This is a genomic window from Arthrobacter sp. 2RAF6 (assembly GCF_052115205.1).
Classification (GTDB): Bacteria; Actinomycetota; Actinomycetes; order Actinomycetales; family Micrococcaceae; genus Arthrobacter.
Map to the genome: position 1 here is coordinate 1 of NZ_JBFRGF010000026.1, position 13,041 is coordinate 13,041.

The 13,041-nt window shown below is 62.5% G+C and carries 10 protein-coding genes and 2 pseudogenes; 2 read left to right on the forward strand and 10 right to left on the reverse strand.

What is annotated here, in order from left to right; genetic code table 11:
* The 7 genes and pseudogenes from AB4Z38_RS17130 to AB4Z38_RS17160 all read right to left on the reverse strand — a co-directional run.
* Positions 1-389, reverse strand: a 389-nt coding sequence (locus AB4Z38_RS17130; RefSeq protein ID WP_441430820.1) for a radical SAM protein, incomplete at its 3' end; no start/stop codon positions are given.
* 6 nt (positions 390-395) lie between these two features.
* Positions 396-644, reverse strand: coding sequence for a hypothetical protein (locus AB4Z38_RS17135; protein WP_441430821.1), 249 nt, complete (start codon positions 642-644; stop codon positions 396-398).
* Between the two features lie 96 nt (positions 645-740).
* A complete protein-coding gene (locus AB4Z38_RS17140) occupies positions 741-2,243 on the reverse strand; it encodes an MFS transporter (protein WP_441430822.1) in 1,503 nt (500 codons plus the stop codon).
* 355 nt (positions 2,244-2,598) lie between these two features.
* Positions 2,599-3,534, reverse strand: coding sequence for an ABC transporter substrate-binding protein (locus AB4Z38_RS17145; protein WP_441430823.1), 936 nt, complete (start codon positions 3,532-3,534; stop codon positions 2,599-2,601).
* A 55-nt stretch (positions 3,535-3,589) separates the two neighbouring features.
* Positions 3,590-5,677: an ABC transporter permease gene (locus AB4Z38_RS17150; protein ID WP_441430824.1), complete on the reverse strand. Its 2,088-nt coding sequence runs from the start codon at positions 5,675-5,677 to the stop codon at positions 3,590-3,592.
* The gene (locus AB4Z38_RS17155; protein ID WP_441430825.1) at positions 5,674-6,771 is read right to left on the reverse strand and encodes a quaternary amine ABC transporter ATP-binding protein; all 1,098 of its coding nucleotides are present in this window, start codon (positions 6,769-6,771) and stop codon (positions 5,674-5,676) included. The genes AB4Z38_RS17150 and AB4Z38_RS17155 overlap by 4 nt, the downstream gene beginning before the upstream one ends.
* A 77-nt stretch (positions 6,772-6,848) precedes the next feature.
* Positions 6,849-7,153 (reverse strand): annotated as a pseudogene (locus AB4Z38_RS17160) (bifunctional 3-phenylpropionate/cinnamic acid dioxygenase ferredoxin subunit).
* Between the two features lie 452 nt (positions 7,154-7,605).
* On the opposite strand from AB4Z38_RS17160, the gene AB4Z38_RS17165 reads away from it, so the two are divergent.
* A complete protein-coding gene (locus tag AB4Z38_RS17165; RefSeq protein ID WP_441430826.1) occupies positions 7,606-8,805 on the forward strand; it encodes an NAD(P)/FAD-dependent oxidoreductase in 1,200 nt (399 codons plus the stop codon).
* Positions 8,806-8,881: 76 nt separating this feature from the next.
* Positions 8,882-10,018 carry an aromatic ring-hydroxylating oxygenase subunit alpha gene (locus AB4Z38_RS17170; RefSeq protein WP_441430827.1) on the forward strand — a complete coding sequence of 379 codons (1,137 nt, stop codon included), beginning with the start codon at positions 8,882-8,884 and terminating at the stop codon, positions 10,016-10,018.
* 44 nt (positions 10,019-10,062) lie between these two features.
* Here the strand turns inward: AB4Z38_RS17170 and AB4Z38_RS17175 are convergent, their stop codons facing one another.
* The 3 genes and pseudogenes from AB4Z38_RS17175 to fdhA all read right to left on the reverse strand — a co-directional run bounded on the left by AB4Z38_RS17175 (position 10,063) and on the right by fdhA (position 12,769).
* Positions 10,063-10,866: an IclR family transcriptional regulator gene (locus tag AB4Z38_RS17175; protein WP_441430828.1), complete on the reverse strand. Its 804-nt coding sequence runs from the start codon at positions 10,864-10,866 to the stop codon at positions 10,063-10,065.
* Between the two features lie 168 nt (positions 10,867-11,034).
* Positions 11,035-11,145 (reverse strand): annotated as a pseudogene (locus tag AB4Z38_RS17180) (catalase); the annotation flags it as partial.
* 406 nt (positions 11,146-11,551) lie between these two features.
* Positions 11,552-12,769 carry a formaldehyde dehydrogenase, glutathione-independent gene (gene fdhA, locus AB4Z38_RS17185; RefSeq protein ID WP_441430829.1) on the reverse strand — a complete coding sequence of 406 codons (1,218 nt, stop codon included), beginning with the start codon at positions 12,767-12,769 and terminating at the stop codon, positions 11,552-11,554.
* Positions 12,770-13,041 lie beyond the last annotated feature (272 nt).

The window sequence follows — 13,041 nt, forward strand, 5'->3', positions numbered from 1 at the left end:
GCTTTCTTGTCGAGTCCGACGCCGTTGGTGGTCATGGAGATCGGCAGGTCGGGGTGCGCCTCGCGGAGGGCGGCGATGATGTCCACCAGGTCGGCACGCACCAAGGGCTCGCCTCCCGTGAGGCGAAGTTCGCGGACCCCGAGTTGCTCCACACCGATCCGCACCAACCGGACAATCTCGGCGGCGGTCATGACGGCTTGTTTGGACAACCACTCAAGGCCCTCGGCCGGCATGCAGTACGTGCAGCGGAGATTGCACTTGTCTGTCAGGGACAAACGCATATCGGTGGCCCGGCGTCCGTAACGGTCGAACAGGCCCGGGGGAGTGCCGGACGGCCGTCTCAGCATCGGCGACCCCGCGTCATCGTTTCTGCTCCGCGGCGGGGGCATGTCCAGCTAAACACTCATGTTTTCAGGCCGTGATGGAGCACCGATAACGCTGCTTGGCTCCTTTCGGCCCGCCGGATCAGTGTAGACGTAGGAACCCGGGCGGATGGCGGCACTACCTTGGTCTTGGCAGTCGCACTTGGCATCGATTTGTAACCGGACAGTGACGGATTCGGAAGCTTCGAAGTTGACGATGATCGGATCGCTGCCGGCACCTGAGATGCGAAGCACGTTTTCCCGTGGCTGGGAATCTTTCATTTTGGTTTCTTTCTTTTTGGGGTTGCAGGCGAGGCACGGAAACGGTGGCTCCTGAGCAGGTCAAGGGAATATCCGCGTCAAGGGGGGCCTTGGGGATCAGCCCCCTGAAGGTCGGGCCGCACTCTCGAGCGCGATGTCGTCCAGGAACGGCATACCGTCCAGGTCGATCAGCGGGTTCTCATCCTGGGTCGCTACCAGTTCACGGGCCTCGGCCTGCGTGTCCACGCTGGGCATGGAGCCGGGCAGCGGCCGTCGGGCGGATTCGCGGAGGAAATAGATGCCGACCGCACCGATGATGGAAGTGCCCATGAGGTAGTAGGCCGGGGCCATGTCATTGTGCGTAGCCTCGATCAGGCCTTGGACGATGAATGGCGTTGTGCCGCCGAAGAGCGCCATGGAGAAGTTGTAGGCAATGCCCATGCTGCTATAGCGGCCCGCCGTCGGGAACTGCGCGGGGAGCGCCGAGGCGAGGTTGGCGACATAGAACGTCACGGGGAAGGCGACAAGGGCAAGTCCAGCCAGCGTGGACCAGACATTGCCGACGCCGATCAGCAGGAATGCCGGGACAGCGAACACGATGGTGCTTCCGGCGCCGATCCAGAGGACAGGACGGCGGCCGATGCGGTCGGAGAGCTTGCCTGTCAGCGGGATGCAGACTGCCATCATCACCATCACGGGGATGGTTAGCAACGTGCCGTGGATGGGGTCGTAGCCTTTGGATTCGGTCAGGTATGTAGGCATGTAGGACGTCAAGACATAACCTACAGTGTTGGCAGCGGCGGCGAGGATCATGGCGAGGATAATTTGGCGCCAGTATGCCTTGATGATGGGCAGAGGTCCCTTGGCCACGGCTTTGTCGGCTGCGGCAGCATCTGCAGAAAGTGCTTGCTGGGCGTCGAGGGTTGCCTGGAACTGCGGGGATTCCTCGATCTTGTTCCGGAAGTAGACGGCGATCGCACCGAGCGGCCCGGCGATCAGGAATGGCACCCTCCAGCCCCATTCTTCCATGGCCGCTTGGCCCAGAGACAGTTGCAGCACGGACACGATCGCAGCTCCCAACGCGAAGCCGAGATACGAGCCCATGTCCAGGAAGCTCGCGAAGAAGCCGCGCCGCTTGTCGGGGGCATATTCGCAGACGAAGGTAGTGGCGCCTGCGTACTCGCCGCCGGTGGAAAAGCCCTGGACGAGTTTCAGGATGACCAACAGGGCGGCGGCCCATACGCCGATCTGAGCGTAGCCAGGAAGGAGCCCGACGGCGAAGGTACTTGCCGCCATCAGCAGGAGCGTCGCCGCCAGCACCTTCTGGCGGCCTATCTTGTCGCCGAGCCAACCGAAGATGACACCGCCCAGCGGGCGGGCGATGAATGTTGCAGCGAAGGTGCCGAGCAGGAATAGGGTTTGGACGGATCTGTCAGCTTCCGGGAGGAAGACAGGACCCATGGTCGTGATGAGGTAGCCGAAAACGCCGACGTCGTACCACTCCATGGTGTTGCCGACGATCGTGCCGCCGAGTGCCTTCTTGAGCATCGGCTGGTTGACGACGTTGACGTCGGACACCTCTAGCCGCCTGTGTCTGAGGAGCTTCGGTTGCTGGGTCATAATGGTTCCTTTTGCTCAATGTTGCAATTGGCTCATATGTGGCCGTCGGCCGGCACCCTGTGACAGGTTCGGTTCGTCGGCGGATAGGCGTAGTGCTTCCCTGGGAGGGCCTTGGGCATGAAGCACCTTTCCTTCGTTCAGGAAGGGATTCGCGAGTACCGGTAGGCGCCAATTCTTGATCGTTCCGCATGAAACAACAGAATTCGCCATAAGCAACAGAGTGCGTCAGATCACAATCGTTGTCAAGGGTTTTCTGTCAACTGTTGCTTATTGTGAGTCTTGTTGCACGGATGTAGGGCACGCAATCTCGGCCAGACCTTCGGCAGCCTTGGCCCGTGCACCCCCGCGTGCACGGCTACTTGAGCCAGGCCGAGACCTTGTCCGGGTTCGCGTCGATCCACTTCTGGGCGGCGGCCTCCGGACTCATGTTGTCCTTGGCAATGTAACCGGCCACCGTGTTCTGGTCCTGGTTCGTCCACTTGAAATTCTTGACGAGGGAATACGCGGGACTACCCGAGTTGGCGAACTTGGTGGAGACCACCTTGTTGAGGTCGTACTTGGGGTAGTCGCAGGCAACCTTGGCAGCGTTGGCGTCGCAGCCGGGCGTGTAGGCCGGGAGGTTGACCTTGACGAGCGGGACCTCTGCCATGAACCATTGCGGATCGTAGAAGTAGCCGATCAGCGGGGTCTTGTTCTGTTCGGCTTGCCGGAAGGCCTGGATGAGCGCCGGCTCGCTGCCCGCGTACACAACCTTGAAGTTGAGGTCAAGGTTCTTCACGAGGGCCGCGTCGTTGGTGACAAAGGACGGGTCGCCGTCGAGGAGCTGGCCCTGGCCTCCGGACTCGGAGGTCTTGAACAAGTCGGCGTACTTGTTCAGGTTCTTGGAGTCCGTGATGTCCGGATACTGCTTGGCCATCCACGGCGGAACGTACCAGCCGATCACTCCTGTATTGCCGGTAGGTCCGGCATCGACGGCGGTCTTCTGCTGTTTGATGTATTTGTCGACGAGATCGGGGTGGCCCCAGTTCTCGAGGACGGTGTCCACCTCGCCGCTGCCGAAGCCCTGCCAAGACACCTCTTCCTTGAGGGTCTTGTAATTTACGGTGCAGCCGAGCTTTTCCTTGGCGACGGTGCCTACGACATAGGCGTCCGCCTCGTAGCCGACCCAAGGGTTTACGGCGACGTTGAATGCGCCGCATGCACTCTTTCCGCTTGGCGGAGTTGCGCTAGGGATATCCCCGGCGCAGGCCGTGAGCGCGAGGACCGCAGTGAGGACAATTGCGGCGGACACTCTCCTGCTGCTATTTGGGGCAAGGTCCCTAAGTGATTTCTTCACGGTTTTTCCTCTATCGGGTGCTGCCGAAGCGGGCAGCGGCGTGTTGGGTGATGCGGTCGAGCATGACTCCGAGTGCGGTGATGGCGATGCCGGCGGCAAGACCCTTTCCGAAGAGCTGGCTTTGGGAGAATCCGGCGACCACGAGATAGCCGAGTCCTCCACCGCCGACGAGTCCGCCGACGACGACCATGGACAGGACGTAGAGCAAGCCCTGGTTGGCGGCGAGGACTACTGCCGCGCGGGCCATGGGGAGTTGGACCTTCGCGACCATCTGCCAGGAGGTAGTCCCGAGCGATTCCGCCGCCTCGACGGCAACCGGGGAAACACCGCGGATCCCGTCGGCGACGAGCTTCGTGGCGATCGGGACGCCGTAGGCGAACGCAGCGACGATCGCCGTGAAGCGCGTGGGTCCGAAGAGGGCGAGGGCCGGCACGAGGTACACGAAGGACGGGATGGTCTGGAAGGCATCGAGCACGGGTCGGATGACCGAGTCAGCAGGCTTGCTACGCCCCATCCAAACACCCAGGCAGACGGCGACGAGGACCACGACGAATGCGGCTACGAGCGTGGTCGCGAGCGTCTTCATGCTCTCGTTCCACAGTCCGGTTCCGAAGATCACGGCCTCGCACACGATCGTGATTATGACGGCCCGCCGGCCGGCGAGCACGAACGCGATTCCGAGCAGCACGAGCGCCATGGCCCACCACGGCGACTGTGCGAGCACCGACTGGAGTGGGTCGACGAGAATCGCCGTGACGGTGTTCTTGAGCCATTCCGTGAAGCCCGAGAACGTGCCGACCGTCCAGTCGGCGGCGGCAGAGACGGCCTTCGCCAGTGGGGTGCCGAGGTCGGGCGATGCCGGGAACTTCGCGAGTGCGAGATAGGTGTGCGAGAGGTAGATAGCCACGGCCGTGACGACGGCGCCTGCGATGATGCTGGTCCGGCGCAGCCGCGGGCCACGCAAGGTGCCTGCCCGGCGGGCTCCGGACCCGCGCTGTATGCGCGCCTCGATGCCCGAGCGTTCGGAGGCCGCCGTCGTAGTGCGGTCGAGCATGATCGCCATGAGCACGATGGCAAGACCGGAGACAAACGCCGAGCCGACGTCGAGCGACTGGAGCGCCTGCAGCACCGGGATGCCGAGCCCCGGGCCGTTGATGAGCGCGGCGATCGTCGCCATGGAGAGTGCTGCCATCGTGCACTGGTTGATGCCGACCACGATCGTGCGCCGGGCCATGGGAAGCTGCACTTTGACGAGGGTCTGCCAGGGCGTGCTGCCCATGGACGTCGCGGCCTCAAGGGTGGCCGGCAAGACCCCTCGGATGCCGTGCCCGGTGATGCGCACGAGCGGCGGGAGCGAGTAGATGATCGTCGTGACAATCGCTGCCGCCGGGCCGATGCCGAAGACGAGCGCGAGCGGGGCCAGATAGGCGAACGACGGCAGGGTCTGCATGAGGTCAAGCACGGGTGAGACCGCGGCCGAGACCCGGCGGCTCCGGGCCATGAGGATGCCGAGCGGGAGTCCGAGGATGGTACAGATGCCGACGGCGAAGAAAGTGACGATGAGCGTGTCGATGCTCTGTGCCCAGTAGCCGAAGAAACCGAAGAGCAGCACGCACGCGCCGACGAGGAGCATAGCGCGCACGCCGGCGAATGCCAGGGCCAGCCAAACGAGCAGCACGACGACACCGAGCCAGCCCACCTCCGGCACCGGGCGCCCTGCCGAGGCCTGACTGAAGATGCCTTGGAGATAGGTAACGAGACCGTTGACTCCGTCCGTGATCGGCTGGACTATGTGCTGGAACACGAATGAGTTGGTGCGGGCCGCGTCGAAGGCGTCGCGCACGCTGTTCAGCCAGAGCTGGAAGTCCGTCTCCTCGGCGCCGCCCAGCTCAAGGGTGTCCAGACCCCTGAGCGTTGCCCAGAGTACCAACCAGGCGACGACGATGCCCACGATCGAGACTGGGCGCCAATGACGTCGGCAGAGTTCAAAGATAGCCCGGCCGCTGGAGGAGGTGGCGGGGGTTCGTCCTCCTGGAGTTTCGGGACGCTCCGTGCCGGCCCGTCGTCGACGATTGGCGCGCTCTGTCTCGAGGCTCACGAGGCATGACCTTGCCGGGATGTCGGGGAGGGCTCTTCGGCGACGACCACTCGGAGGATATCCTCGTCGTCGACGAGGCCGAGGAACTGCTCGCCGTCGTACACCCGCACGGGAAGTGCCGAATGGAGGACCTGCCGGGCAGCTTCACGCACGATCCGGTCGGCCTGCATCACAGGCCCGTCGAGGGCCTCTCCCTCGCGTGGGGCCCGCACGACATAGCGCAGCGTGAGCACGTGCGAGCGCGGGACGTCTGAGACGAAGTCGCGTACGTAGTCGTCAGCAGGGTTTGCCACGACATCGGCGGGAGTTCCGATCTGGACGACCTCGCCATCGCGCATGATGAGGATGCGGTCGCCGAGCTTGAGGGCTTCCTGAAGGTCGTGGGTGATGAAGACCATCGTCTTCCCCACTTCCTCGTGCAGGCGGCATACCTCGTTCTGCATGTCACGGCGGATCAGTGGGTCGAGGGCGGAGAACGGCTCGTCGAACAGCAGAACCTGCGGGTCCACCGCGAGTGCCCGGGCCAGGCCCACGCGCTGCTGCATGCCGCCAGAGAGTTGGTCCGGGAACGAATTCTCATACCCGGTCAGGCCAACGAGGTCCACCATGTCCTGGGCGCGTGCGCGGCGCTGGGATTTGCCCTCGCCGCGGACCTCGAGTCCGTAAGCGACGTTGTCGATCACCTTCCGGTGCGGGAGCAGGCCGAACTGCTGGAATACCATCGCCATATGGTTCCGGCGCATCGCCCGGAGTCGGGCCTTGCTCGCGCGGATGACGTCCTCGCCGCCGATCGTGACGCTTCCCGCCGTCGGCTCGATGAGCCGTGTGAGCAGACGCACGAGCGTCGATTTGCCGGAGCCGGAGAGGCCCATGACCACGAAGACCTCGCCCGGGGCCACCTCGAACGAGACGTTCTTGACGGCCGCGACGCAGCCGGTCTTGCTTTGGAGCTCCTTGCGAGAGAGGTGCTCGTCCGGGGTTCCGATGATCCCGTCAGCCTTCTGGCCGAAGATCTTCCACAGTCCATCGACTTTGAGCGCGGTCTCCGTCGCCTTGGAATTGAGGGTCTTATCGGTCGCGGTGTGGGTGCCCATGATGTCCTGCTCTTTCCGCTGTCGCTGCCCCCTGTATTGATGATGCATCCGCAGTGCTTGTCTGTCACGCTTGGCTCCTAGGCATGGCCGTCCACTGTGATACCCGGCGGGAGATTGGGGTCTCGTCGGATTCTTGGAGGTAGATGTCTCCGTCGCGCACCTCGACAGCGTGTACGCGGACCGGCAGCTTGGCCGGCGGGGCGTCAACCATTCCGGTGCGGAGGTTGAACTTCGAGGCGTGCAGCGGGCATTCGACCTCGCAGTCTTCTACGTAGCCGTCGGCGAGCGACGCGTCCTGGTGGGTGCAGGTGTCGTCAATGGCGAAGAGCTCCCCCTCCTCCGTGTGGAACAGCGCGATCGGTGGCCGCGTCTCGAGGCGCATCGCGTCCCCGGGCGCCAGCTGGGAGTGATGGAATGCGCGGAGGCTGTCTACGCAATCACCCTTTCGTTCCGCCACAATCAACAGAATTCGTAATAAGCAACAGAGTGCGCTGGCTCACACTCGGTGTCAAGAGTCTTCGTTGATTGCACCCCTTCAGTAATGCCTCAGGTCAAGATGCTCGCGAAATGAGTTCCCGTGCCTCATCCGTTTGTGCTCGCGCGGGATGGGTGGGCCGCTTCGCGTCGAGTTGCCCGAAGGTCTCGAGCTGTTTTCCAAATGAGGCAGTGCACCCCGTTTCGCGAGCATTGTAAATGAGTCTCGTCGCCCTCTTGACATGAGGGGTGGCGTGGGTCACGCTGTTGCGTATAGCGATTATTGTTGCGTACTAAGCGATTAAGATGTGCGATTTAGAACGAACCAAGCGACTTAGAAGTGAGTGATTAAGAGTGAGTATGGACACGCTTGCGATTGTGGGAGCCTCCTTGGCAGGCCTGTCGGCCGCTCGGGCTGCCCGCGCTCAAGGCTTCGCGGGCCGGCTCGTCATCATCGGCGATGAACATCACCGTCCCTATGACAGGCCGCCCCTTTCCAAGGACTTCCTCCTCGGGTCCATCACGGCCGAAGACCTGTCGTTGGAGTCGGATGACGACGGACTGCATGCGGAATGGATCCTTGGGGGAGGTGCCATAAGTATGGACGGGGCAACACGCACCATCCGGCTCAAAGACGGACAGAGCGTTACCGCTGACGGAATTGTCATCGCCACGGGCGTCCGGGCCAGGCAGCTTCCGGTGCTGGCGGGTATGACCAACGTCTTCTATTTGCGGACAATGGCAGACGCGCAGAGACTGGCCCCGAAACTGGTCCCGGGGGCGCGGATGACAGTTGTAGGAGCAGGCTTTATCGGTGCCGAAGTCGCATCCGCAGCCGCATCCCGCGGCATGGAGGTCACTATGATCAACAACACGCCGGTGCCGTTCACCGCACAGCTTGGGCAGGATATGGGAGCTGTTGTGGCGAAGCTTCATGTGGCCAACGGCGTCGACCTGATTTCCGGTGCCGTCATCGACGAATTCTTCAGCGGGGACAACGAGGTGCGCGGAATCCGCCTCGCCGACGGTCGTCAGCTGGCCTCTGATGTCGTGGTCGTCGGCATCGGCGCCGAGCCCAACATCGAATGGCTGGAAGGCTCAGGAGTACAGCTCGGAGGAGGCGTGCTCTGTGACTCGATGGGTCGAACCAACGTCACTGGAATCGTCGCCGTCGGCGACTGCGCCGCGTGGTTCGACGGCACAGTTGGAGCACACCGCCGTATCGAACACTGGACGGGAGCCCTGGAGCGTGCTGCCCTCGCCATTCAGGCGTTGCTTGATGAAAACGCGCCGCAGCAACCGCTCAAGCCACCTTACTTCTGGTCGGACCAGCACGGCGTCAAGATCCAGTTCGCTGGGCACTCCACAGGCCACGACCGACTAGAGATTGAGGCCGGAGACACCGAAGACCACAGCTTCCTTGCGGTCTACTACCGCGGCGAGGCCCCGGTGGCCGTTCTTGGCATGAACCAGCCCAGGTTGTTCACCAAGTGGCGCCGCACTATAGCGTCTCCGGCCAGCAAACCTGAGCCAACAGGGCTGGTTGCGGTTGTGCCGTAACCGCCCCACTAGCACAATCTGAATTTCACAACCCACACGTCGTACGCACTTCCCAGTGCTCTTTTTAGGAGGAACATTGACCACTGAAGTAACCACCCCGAGCCTGATTCCCACCCTGCCGGGCTCCACGTACGTGGACGAAGCCGTATTCCGCGCCGAGCAGGAACGCATTTTTGAGCAAATGTGGTTCTGTGCCATCCGATCGGTTGACTTGGACAAGCCCGGTGCCTGGAGGACAGTGCAGGTGGGACGGGAGAGTGTCCTGATAAACCGCACCCGCAAGGGAGAGGTCCGCGCGTTCTACAACATCTGCCGGCACCGCGGCGTGAAGCTCTGCATGGAAGACCAGGGCGAAGCCGCCCGGAACTTCCAGTGTCCTTACCACGCCTGGACGTACGACTTCGAGGGCAAGCTCATCGCTGCCCCAAACCTGACGAAGATGCCGGACATCGACCGCGACGAATACGGCCTTGTCAGAGTGCACATCCGTGAGTACCTGGGTTACGTATGGGTGTGTCTGGCCGATGAGCCGCCGTCCTTCGAAGAAGATGTCATGGGCGCCATCGAGGAGCGTCTCGGCGATGTTCACGCCATCGATGGCTATGACGTCGCCCACCTGAGCCTGGGACGCCGCATCCGGTACGACGTGAAGGCAAACTGGAAGCTCATCATCGAGAACTTCATGGAGTGCTACCACTGCGCCACCATCCACCCCGAACTCACGGAGGTCCTGCCCGAGTTCGCCGATGGACTCGCCGCCCAGTATTTCGTGGGTCACGGCGCCGAATTCGGTGAGGACATCAAGGGCTTCACCATTGACGGTTCCGAAGGCCTGGACCACATCCCCGGGGTGAGCGAGGAGCAGGACCGGCGGTACTACGCCATCACCATCAAGCCCACGGTGTTCGTCAACCTGGTCCCGGACCACGTCATCATCCACCGCATGTTCCCCATGGCCGCCGACCACACCATCGTAGAGTGCGACTGGCTGTACCTGCCCAGCGTCGTGGAAAGCGGCAAGGACGTCTCCGCCTCAGTGGAATTGTTCCACCGGGTCAACCAGCAGGACTTCGACGCTTGCGAACGGTGCCAGCCAGCCATGGGCTCCAGGATCTACGCCAAGGGCGGCGTGCTCGTTCCCAGTGAGCACCACATCAGCGTCTTCCACGACTGGATCCAGGAAAAAGTCGGAGACGTCATTTCGTCCTCCTGAGCTCTGACCCTGCACCGGTGACCCCGTGCTACCAGGGCACGGGGTCACCGGTGTGTGTAGCCCATTTGCACGCTAATCTGGATTCCGGCCTGACGCAGGGCGTCAATAAGTCCGGGGGTCTTTTGCGGGTCGAACCGGAACGCGGGCCCGGAGATGCTGACGGCTCCAATGACGGCTCCCAAGTGGTTGTACACCGGAACAGCAACTGCGTTCAGGCCGATCTCGAGTTCCTCACGCGTCTCTGCATAACCGTCGTGGGCCACATCGATCAGCTGCGTCTCCAGGTCTTCCCGATTGGTGATAGTGCGGGGAGTCCTGGCATGAAACCCCGTTTCCTTCAGGATGCGGTCCCGTTCGTCGGCGGACAGTGCGGCCAACAAAACCTTCCCGCTCGATGTGGCGTGGAGCGGCGTCAGGCCGCCCACCCAGTCATAGGTTGCCAACGAAGACGGTCCCATGGCTTGATCCACGTTAACGGCATAGTTCGAGCGCAGGACAGCAAGGTTCACAGTTTCCTTGAACTCGTCCGCGAGGCTCTCCAACACGGACCGGGCCTCGCGGACCAAGCTGAGCCGGCCAGGAATGGAGCTGGCCAGCCGCAGGATGCCGAAGCCCAGCTGGTACTTTCCCCGGTCGCTGTTCTGGTGGACCATCTCCCTGCTCACCAACGAGCCCAGCAGTCGGAAGACCGAGGACTTGTGGATGCCAATTTCCTCGGCAATTTCGCTCACGCCCGCGTGTCCGTCACGGGACAGGATTTCGAGGATCTGGAGGGCACGGTCAACAGACTGCACGCCACCGGGCTGCCCGTTTCCGCCTTTTTCGGAGTCAAAGTCAATCCTGGCCATGAGCCATACCTACATCTTTCTGCGGCCAAACAAGAGGCTGAAACCTCCCTCTTGTTTCTCTGATCCTAGACCGGAATAGCTGCTGCCCCGCAATTCCCGGTACGCCGTCCGTGGACGTCACCTGAGGTTGAGTACGCGGTACAGCGCGCCGGCCTGGACGAAGTCGCCGTTGAACAGGTAGCGTCCCTCTCCGTCCTGGCTGTAGTTGTTGACCTGGTTCTTCGGCTGGTTCACCGGGATCCGGGCGTGGTTGGTGCCTTCGCGGTAGCGGTGAGCGGGGCAGATGGGGACATCCAAGCCGGGCCTCCATCGGATCTTGCGCCGAAGATTGCGGTCAGGGTTTGAGCCCACGGGAGCGGCAGCGCGGTAACCAGGTCCCCCGGCTGGGCTCCCTGCGGAGGCACGGCCAAGACACCATCAGCCGGCCGCGGGCACCCTGGAGGTCACCACTTCCGAGCCTGTCAACAGGATCCTGCTTTGCGGATATGTTGGTCGCTTCGCGGTTCGCCGGGCGTTGCCTCGGAGCCGAGGGTCAGCTTGAGCAGGCAAAGCTGCCCCCTTATCTGAAGGCTTCCCGAATGAGGCGTTCTTCCCGGAGGCGGCGATAAGGCACCTTTCTTGCGGCCTTATCGCCGTCTCCTCGGAGAGCGAGCCAGACCAGGTCCGGCCTATCAGTCGCGGCGGGCTACGCCTTGACGTAACCGTTCGGGTTCAGCACGTACTTGGTGGCGGCTCCCGCGTCGAACTCGGCGTACCCGCGGGGAGCGTCCTCCAGTGAGATGGCCTTGGCGTTGACGGCCTTGGCGATCTGGACTTTGTCATGCAGGATCGCCATCATCAGTTGCCGGTTGTACTTCATCACGGGGCACTGGCCAGTGGTGAAGGACAGGGATTTGGCCCATCCGGTGCCCAGCGACAGCGAGAGGGAACCGTGCTGGGCTGCCTCGTCGATTCCGCCCGGGTCACCGGTGACGTATAGGCCGGGGATGCCCAGGGCCCCTCCAGCGGCGGTGATGTCCATGAGGGAATTCAGCACAGTCGCCGGCGCTTCGTGCGAGGCGTCCTTGCCGTGTCCGCGGGCTTCGAATCCGACGGCGTCTACGCCGGAGTCCACTTCGGGCACGCCAAGGATCTGCTCGATCTGGTCTTTGGGGTCGCCCTTGGAGACATTGACGGTTTCACAGCCGAATGACCTAGCCTGGGCGAGGCGGTCTTCGTTTATGTCACCGACGATGACGACCGCCGCGCCGAGCAGTTGCGCGCCGACGGCCGCCGCCAGGCCGACCGGACCTGCGCCTGCGATATAGACGGTGGAGCCGACGCCGACCCCGGCCGTGACTGCTCCGTGGAAGCCTGTGGGGAAAATGTCCGACAGCATGGTCAAGTCCATGATCTTTTCCAGGGCCTGGTCACGGTCCGGGAACTTCAGCAAGTTCCAGTCCGCGTACGGTACCAGCACATATTCGGCCTGTCCTCCGACCCAGCCGCCCATATCGACGTAGCCGTAGGCGCTGCCGGGCCGGTCAGGATTGACGTTCAGGCAGATGCCGGTCTTGCGTTCCTTGCAGTTCCGGCAGCGACCGCAGGAGATGTTGAACGGCACCGATACGATATCGCCGACCTTGATGAACTCCACATCTGGCCCAACTTCCACAACTTCGCCGGTGATCTCATGACCTAGGACCAGATCCCGCGGGGCTGTGGTGCGGCCGCGCACCATGTGCTGGTCGGAGCCGCAAATATTTGTCGTTACGGTGCGCAGGATTGCTCCGTGGGTCACCTTCCGGCCGACGTTTGCGGGGTTGACGCCCGGGCCGTCCTTAAGCTCGAACGTCGGGTAGTTGGTATCGATGATCTCGACTACGCCCGGTTCTTTGTACGCGACTGCTCTGTTTCCTGACATGACACTCCTATAGGTCATTTCATGGTGTTTTGATTCAGCGGTTGGGCATTCCTTGAAGGCATGCCGGCTTGCCCGTTTCCCGCAAGAGGTGCTTCGGCGCTACCTCCCCAGGCATTCAAAACACCGAAGCACCGCTGACGGGAAACGCGACATGTCATCTCTGTTGCGAATGAGAGACCTTAGCCGACGGCGTGGTCTACGCTGATATGTTGATCTCTCATTAAAGATATATCAGAAATATGTTACGTCACCTGACTGCGTCATGTCCAGAG